This is a genomic window from Methylobacterium sp. B1, assembly GCF_000333255.1.
Classification (GTDB): Bacteria; Pseudomonadota; Alphaproteobacteria; order Rhizobiales; family Beijerinckiaceae; genus Methylobacterium; species Methylobacterium fujisawaense.
The window spans coordinates 1-5,294 of record NZ_BACT01000514.1 but is presented as its reverse complement, the minus strand read 5'-3'; the positions used below and the strand labels follow the sequence as shown (position 1 = coordinate 5,294).

The window sequence follows — 5,294 nt, the reverse complement described above, 5'->3', positions numbered from 1 at the left end:
CGTGCGGGTAGCGGTCCCTGTCGGCCGGATCGAGCCCGACATCGGTCAGGGCCTTGGCGACCACGGCGCGGCGCTCCGCCCGGGAACGCGCCGCGCCCTGCACCACAAGCCCCTCGGCGACGATGTCGGCCACCGACATGCGCGGCGAGAGAGAGCCGTAGGGATCCTGGAAGACCACCTGCATGTCCTTCCGCAGCGGGCGCATCTGCGCCACGCCGAAGCCGTCGATCGCCTGTCCGAGGAAGACGATCGGCCCTTCCGAGCGCGTGAGCCGCAGAAGGGCGAGGCCGAGGGTCGTCTTGCCGGAGCCGGACTCGCCGACGACGCCGACGGTCTCGCCGGTCCGGACCCGCAGGGACACGCCGTCCACGGCCCTGACATGGCCGGTGACGCGCCGGAGCAGACCCGATTTCAGCGGGAACCAGACCTTCAGGGGCCCGGCCTCCAGCAGCGGCGCGGCATCGGCCGGGACGGGGTTGGCCCGGCCCTTCGGCTCGGAGGCGATCAGGCGGCGCGTGTACTCGTGCTGCGGATCCGCGAAGACGGCCTTGGTCGCACCGGCCTCCACGATGCGGCCCTTGAGCATCACGCAGACGCGGTCGGCGATCCGCTCGACGATGCCGAGATCGTGGGTGATGAACAGCATCGCCATGCCGAGGCGTTTCTGCAGGTCGGCGAGCAGCGCCAGGATCTGCGCCTGCACGGTGACGTCCAGGGCCGTGGTCGGCTCGTCGGCGACCAGAAGGTCCGGCTCGCAGGCGAGCGCCATGGCGATCATCACGCGCTGGCGCTGGCCGCCGGAGAGTTCGTGCGGGTAGGCGCCCATGCGCCGCTCCGCGTCGCGCAGGCCCACGAGGTCCAGAAGCTCCAGGATCCGCCGGCGGGCCGCCTTGCCGGAGAGTCCGCGATGCAGGCCGAGCACCTCGCCGATCTGCCGCTCGATCGTGTGGAGCGGGTTCAGCGAGGTCATCGGCTCCTGGAACACCATGGTGATGTCGGCGCCGCGGACGTCGCGCATCGCCCGCTCGGGCAGCTGCGCGAGGTCGCGGTCCTTGAACAGGATCCGGCCGTCCTGCCGGGCCGATCCATCGAGGAGGCGCAGGATCGCCAGCGCCGTCACCGACTTGCCCGATCCCGATTCGCCCACGAGGGCGAGGGTCTCGCCCCGGCGGATGGCGAAGGAGACGCCGTCGACCGCCACGGTCTCGCCCTCCCGCGCGCGGAACGCCACGGACAGGTCCTCGACGGCGAGGAGCGGCTGGGGATCGGCCTCTGACATGAGCCCCTTATAGCGCGCCCGGCCCCGGACCCTAGCCCGTGCGGGTGCCGCATGACGCCGACCCGACATGTGCGACGGCGGGCTCCGGGAAGTCGCGCGGCCGCCCGCGCTGCGCCGCGTTCCTAGCGCGCCGGCGCCCCGGGATCGATCGCCGGCAACTCGTTGGCGGGCAGCCCCATCCCGGCCTGGGCCTGCGGCCCTCCGGCGCCGCGGGCGCGGTTGGCGAGGGCCACGGTCAGGCGCTCGGCGGTCTCGGGCTGCATCACCGCCAGGACCTCGGACATCTTGCGGGGATTCATGGCCAGCACGATCGGGACCAGCACGTCGAGCCCGAGCCGGTCGAACACCCGGGCGGCGTCCTTGGGCTTCATCGCCTCGTACATCGTGACGATGTTCTCCAGGCCCTGCTTCTCGGCGTCCTCCTTCGCCTTCGCGACGGCGTCGACCTTGTCCTCGGCCTTCTTGAGGTCGCCGAGGCCGGTCTCGAGCTTGCGCTCGGCCTCCCCCAGCATCTTCTCGCGCAGCTCCAGCTCCTCGCTCTTCTGGCGCAGGGCGTCGCGCCGGGCGCCGAGCTTCTCCAGGAGCAGGCGCTCGGTGGGCGAGGCCGGGTTCCCGGCCGCGGGCGGTGCGGGCCGCGCCGGGGGCGGCTCCGGCGACTTCTCGGTCGCGGCGGCCGGCGCCTCCTTGGCGCCCACCGATCCGGTCGTCACCGGGTCGTAGGGCTCGTAGCCGGTGCGCGCCCGGGCGACCGCGCGCCCGTATTCCGGAAGCTCGGCGCTCTCCGGCAGGCCGGCCTGCAGCAGGCTGAGCAGCTTGAGCACGAGCAGCCCGCCCGCCGCGAGCGCCACGGCGTCGATGAGGCGCAGCCGGAACTGCCGGACGGGCTTCCGGCGCGCGCGCCGCTGCGGCGTCGCGGCGCGGCGTATCCGCTCCTCGGGATCCGGCTTCGGCGGCGGGATCTTCGGGGCCTTTACGCCGGTCACGCGGCGCGCGCCCGGACGCGGGCGAGGGCGCGCTCGCTCATGGCGAGGGCCGCCGCGGCCGCCACCCCGAGGCGCTCCCCGTTCGGACCGGCCTGCTCCGGCCTGCGCTCGGGCGGGATCTCCGGCGCGGGCCTCGGCTCAGGGGACGGCTCGGGACGGATCGGGACGGCGCGCATCTGCGCCACGATGGCGCCGATGCGCGTGATCACGCCCTCGCCGGCCTCGACCTGCAGCTTCAGCTCGGCGGCGCGGATGGTGGCGGTTTCCAGGCTGGCGTTCAGCGTGCGGTCGCCCTCGTCGATCGTCGCCCGCAGACCGGCGATGGCCCGCTCGGCCGTGCCGGTCGCCACCATCAGGTCGCCGATGGTCTGGCGCAGGGCGGCCTCGTCGCCCTTCATCTGGCCGATGCGGCGCGAGAGACGGAGGGACGTGACGATGGTCGCCGCCAGGAGGACGGCAACCAGGATGTCGGCGGCGAGGGTGACGAAGAGACTCATGTTGGGACCCTCATCGGCCCTAATTGTCCGACCGGTTGTTCATCGAGGCCTCGTAGGCCTGGATCGTCGTGCGCGAGCGGCGCAGGGGCCGCGTGACCTGGACGGCGATGTGCCCGTCGACGCGGCCCATCCGCCCCTGGGTGAGCGCCCAGTCGCCGCAGCGCACGGTGATGAGATCCGACGGCTTGGCGTCGAACATCAGCGTCTCGCCGACCTTCAGGCTCATGACCTGTTTGAGCGGCAGCATCATCTCGTGCAGCACCGCCTCCATGGTCACGTCGGCCTGCCAGATCTCGGTGGCGAGGTGGCCTTCCCAGACGTGATCGCGGCCGAGCTTCTCACCCATGAAGCTCTGGGTCAGGAGCTCCCGGATCGGCTCGATCGTCGCGTAGGGGAACAGGATCTGCAGCATGCCGCCGCGCCCGTCGACGTCCAGGCGCAGGCTGATCAGGATCGCGGCGTTGCCCGGCCGCGTGATCGTGGCGAAGCGCGGGTTGGTCTCGATCCGGTCGATGCCGAAGGTCACGGGCGACAGCGGCTGGAACGACAGCTCGAGATCGCCCAGCACGATCTCCACGAGGCGGCGCACCAGCGTCATCTCGATGGCGGTGAACGGGCGACCGTCCAGACGGCTCGACAAGCCGCCGCGCTTGCCGCCGAGCAGCAGGTCGAACGTCGCGTAGGCGAGGTTCGAATCGACCGTGACGAGGCCGGAATTCTCCCATTGCTCGGCCCGGAACACGCCGAGCAGGGTCGGCAGCGGGATCGCGTTGAGATAGTCGCCGAAGCGCACCGAGGTGATGTTGTCCAGCGTCACCTCGACGTTGTCCTGGAACAGGTTGCGCAGGGAGGTCGACAGCAACCGGATCATCCGGTCGAAGACGATCTCCAGCATCGGCAGGCGTTCGTACTGGACGACGCCCGAATCGACGATGGCCTGAACGCCCCCGGCCCCCGAGGCCGAGAGCTCGCGCATGGAGAAGCCGAGGACGCCGTCGATCTCGTCCTGGTTCAGCACCCGGTCGTTGCCGGCGAGTTCGGGGAGGTTGTCGCTCTCCCCGTCCTCGATCATCGTCGCCCATTCGGCGGCGACGTCGCTCGCGTTGCGCGTGGTGCCCTGCTCGGCGAGGGCCGCGCCCCATTCCTCGGCGAGGGACGAGTCGCCGCCCTCGGCGCCCTGCTCCAGAAGGGCTGCCGACCAATCGTCCTCGGGGAGTTCGTCCTCGGGTTCCATCAGGCGTGCTCGATCGGGGGCCGGCCCGGCGCGGGGTTGGAGGCGATGGGGGTGGTCGCAGGCGCGCTCATTGGACGATCACGTCCTTGAAGAGCACGGCATCGACCTTGGCGGGATACAGGGCGATGTTGACCCGCCGCAGCAATTCCTCGCGCAGCCGGAACAGGCCCACCGAGTTCGTGATGTCGCTGGCGCGCAGCTCGCGCATGTAGACCTGCAGCGCGTCCTCCACCCGCGGCATCAGCGGCTTGACCTCCTCCTCGGCCTTCGCGTCCTTCAGCTCCAGGGCGATCCGGACCTTCGCGTACCGGGCCTTGTCCTGCGGCTGGTCCGGACTGAGGTTGAGGAGCATCTCGCGCACGTCCACGAAGACCACGGGCTTCTTGCCGTCCGGGCCGACACCCTTGCCGTCTGCGCCGTGCCCTCCGCCGTGGCCGCCGTCCTGTGCGGCCTCCTTGCCGCCGCCGCCACCCATCATCAGGAAGGCGCCCGCGCCGCCGCCCACGAGCAGGACCGCGACGGCCACCATGATCATGAGTTTCTTCTTGCCCTTCGGGGCGCTTTCGGCTCCGGCCCCGCCTTCCTCGGCGGAGGCCTTCTTCGGCTTCTTGGCCATGGAATAATGCTCTCTCGCGGGAGACTGCGCGCCAGGTACACCCGGATATCGGAGCATCACGGTTAACGTGCCGTTAAGCAGGCAATTCCTGCCGGGCCAGGTTTGCCGCAACGCAGACCCGGCGCCGACGCGACGACCGCGCAATTCCCGTCAAGACCTTGTCAGAACGATGGAATTTTCGTCCGTTGGGTTTGGCACAGCGGATGCTGAATGGATCGTTGCCGCCTCCGCGGCCCGCGAGTCCCAGAGTCCACGATGCAGAATGCCCTCTTCGTCGGCGTGTCGAGCCAGATGGCGCTCCAGCGCGAGCTGGACGTGATCGCCAACAACATGGCGAACGTCTCGACCACCGGGTTCAAGGCTCGCAACACCCGCTTTCAGGAATACCTGATGCCGGTGGCCAGCGCGGATTCGTTCGCCCGGCCCGACCGGCGTCTCTCCTACGTCATCGACCAGGGCACCACCCTCGATCTCGGGCAGGGCCCGGTCGAGCGGACCGGCAACCCGCTCAACGTGGCGATCAAGGGCGCGGCCTTCATCGCCGTGCAGTCCCCCCAGGGCGAGCGCTACACCCGAAACGGCGCCTTCGAGATCGACCCGCAGGGCGCCCTCGTCACCAGCGACGGCTACAAGGTGGCGGGCGAGGGCGGACCGATCACCATCAACCCGCAGGAGACCGGCCTCG

6 protein-coding genes are annotated in these 5,294 nt (G+C 70.7%); 1 reads left to right on the top strand and 5 read right to left on the bottom strand.

The window, feature by feature from the left end:
* The 5 genes from I53_RS15195 to fliL form a co-directional block, all read right to left on the bottom strand.
* The coding region (locus I53_RS15195) for an ATP-binding cassette domain-containing protein (protein WP_043352108.1) at positions 1 to 1,279 on the bottom strand (1,279 nt) is incomplete at its 3' end.
* A gap of 122 nt (positions 1,280 to 1,401) precedes the next feature.
* The gene (locus I53_RS15190; protein ID WP_043352106.1) at positions 1,402 to 2,262 is read right to left on the bottom strand and encodes a hypothetical protein; all 861 of its coding nucleotides are present in this window, start codon (positions 2,260 to 2,262) and stop codon (positions 1,402 to 1,404) included.
* Positions 2,259 to 2,759, bottom strand: a complete 501-nt coding sequence (locus tag I53_RS15185; RefSeq protein ID WP_043352105.1) for a DUF6468 domain-containing protein — start codon at positions 2,757 to 2,759, stop codon at positions 2,259 to 2,261. The genes I53_RS15190 and I53_RS15185 overlap by 4 nt, the downstream gene beginning before the upstream one ends.
* A 19-nt stretch (positions 2,760 to 2,778) precedes the next feature.
* Positions 2,779 to 3,996, bottom strand: coding sequence for a flagellar motor switch protein FliM (gene fliM / locus I53_RS15180; protein ID WP_085987666.1), 1,218 nt, complete (start codon positions 3,994 to 3,996; stop codon positions 2,779 to 2,781).
* A gap of 64 nt (positions 3,997 to 4,060) precedes the next feature.
* Positions 4,061 to 4,609: a flagellar basal body-associated protein FliL gene (fliL, locus tag I53_RS15175; RefSeq protein ID WP_043352102.1), complete on the bottom strand. Its 549-nt coding sequence runs from the start codon at positions 4,607 to 4,609 to the stop codon at positions 4,061 to 4,063.
* A 255-nt stretch (positions 4,610 to 4,864) separates the two neighbouring features.
* Here fliL and I53_RS15170 point away from each other — a divergent pair.
* Positions 4,865 to 5,294: flagellar hook-basal body complex protein (locus tag I53_RS15170; protein WP_043352100.1), on the top strand; the 430-nt coding region annotated here is incomplete at its 3' end.

Coding starts and splice junctions, on each gene's coding strand:
- I53_RS15185 (WP_043352105.1), bottom strand. CDS start 2,759: ATGAGTCTCTTCGTCACCCTCGCCGCCGACATCCTGGTTGCCGTCCTC.
- fliL (WP_043352102.1), bottom strand. CDS start 4,609: ATGGCCAAGAAGCCGAAGAAGGCCTCCGCCGAGGAAGGCGGGGCCGGA.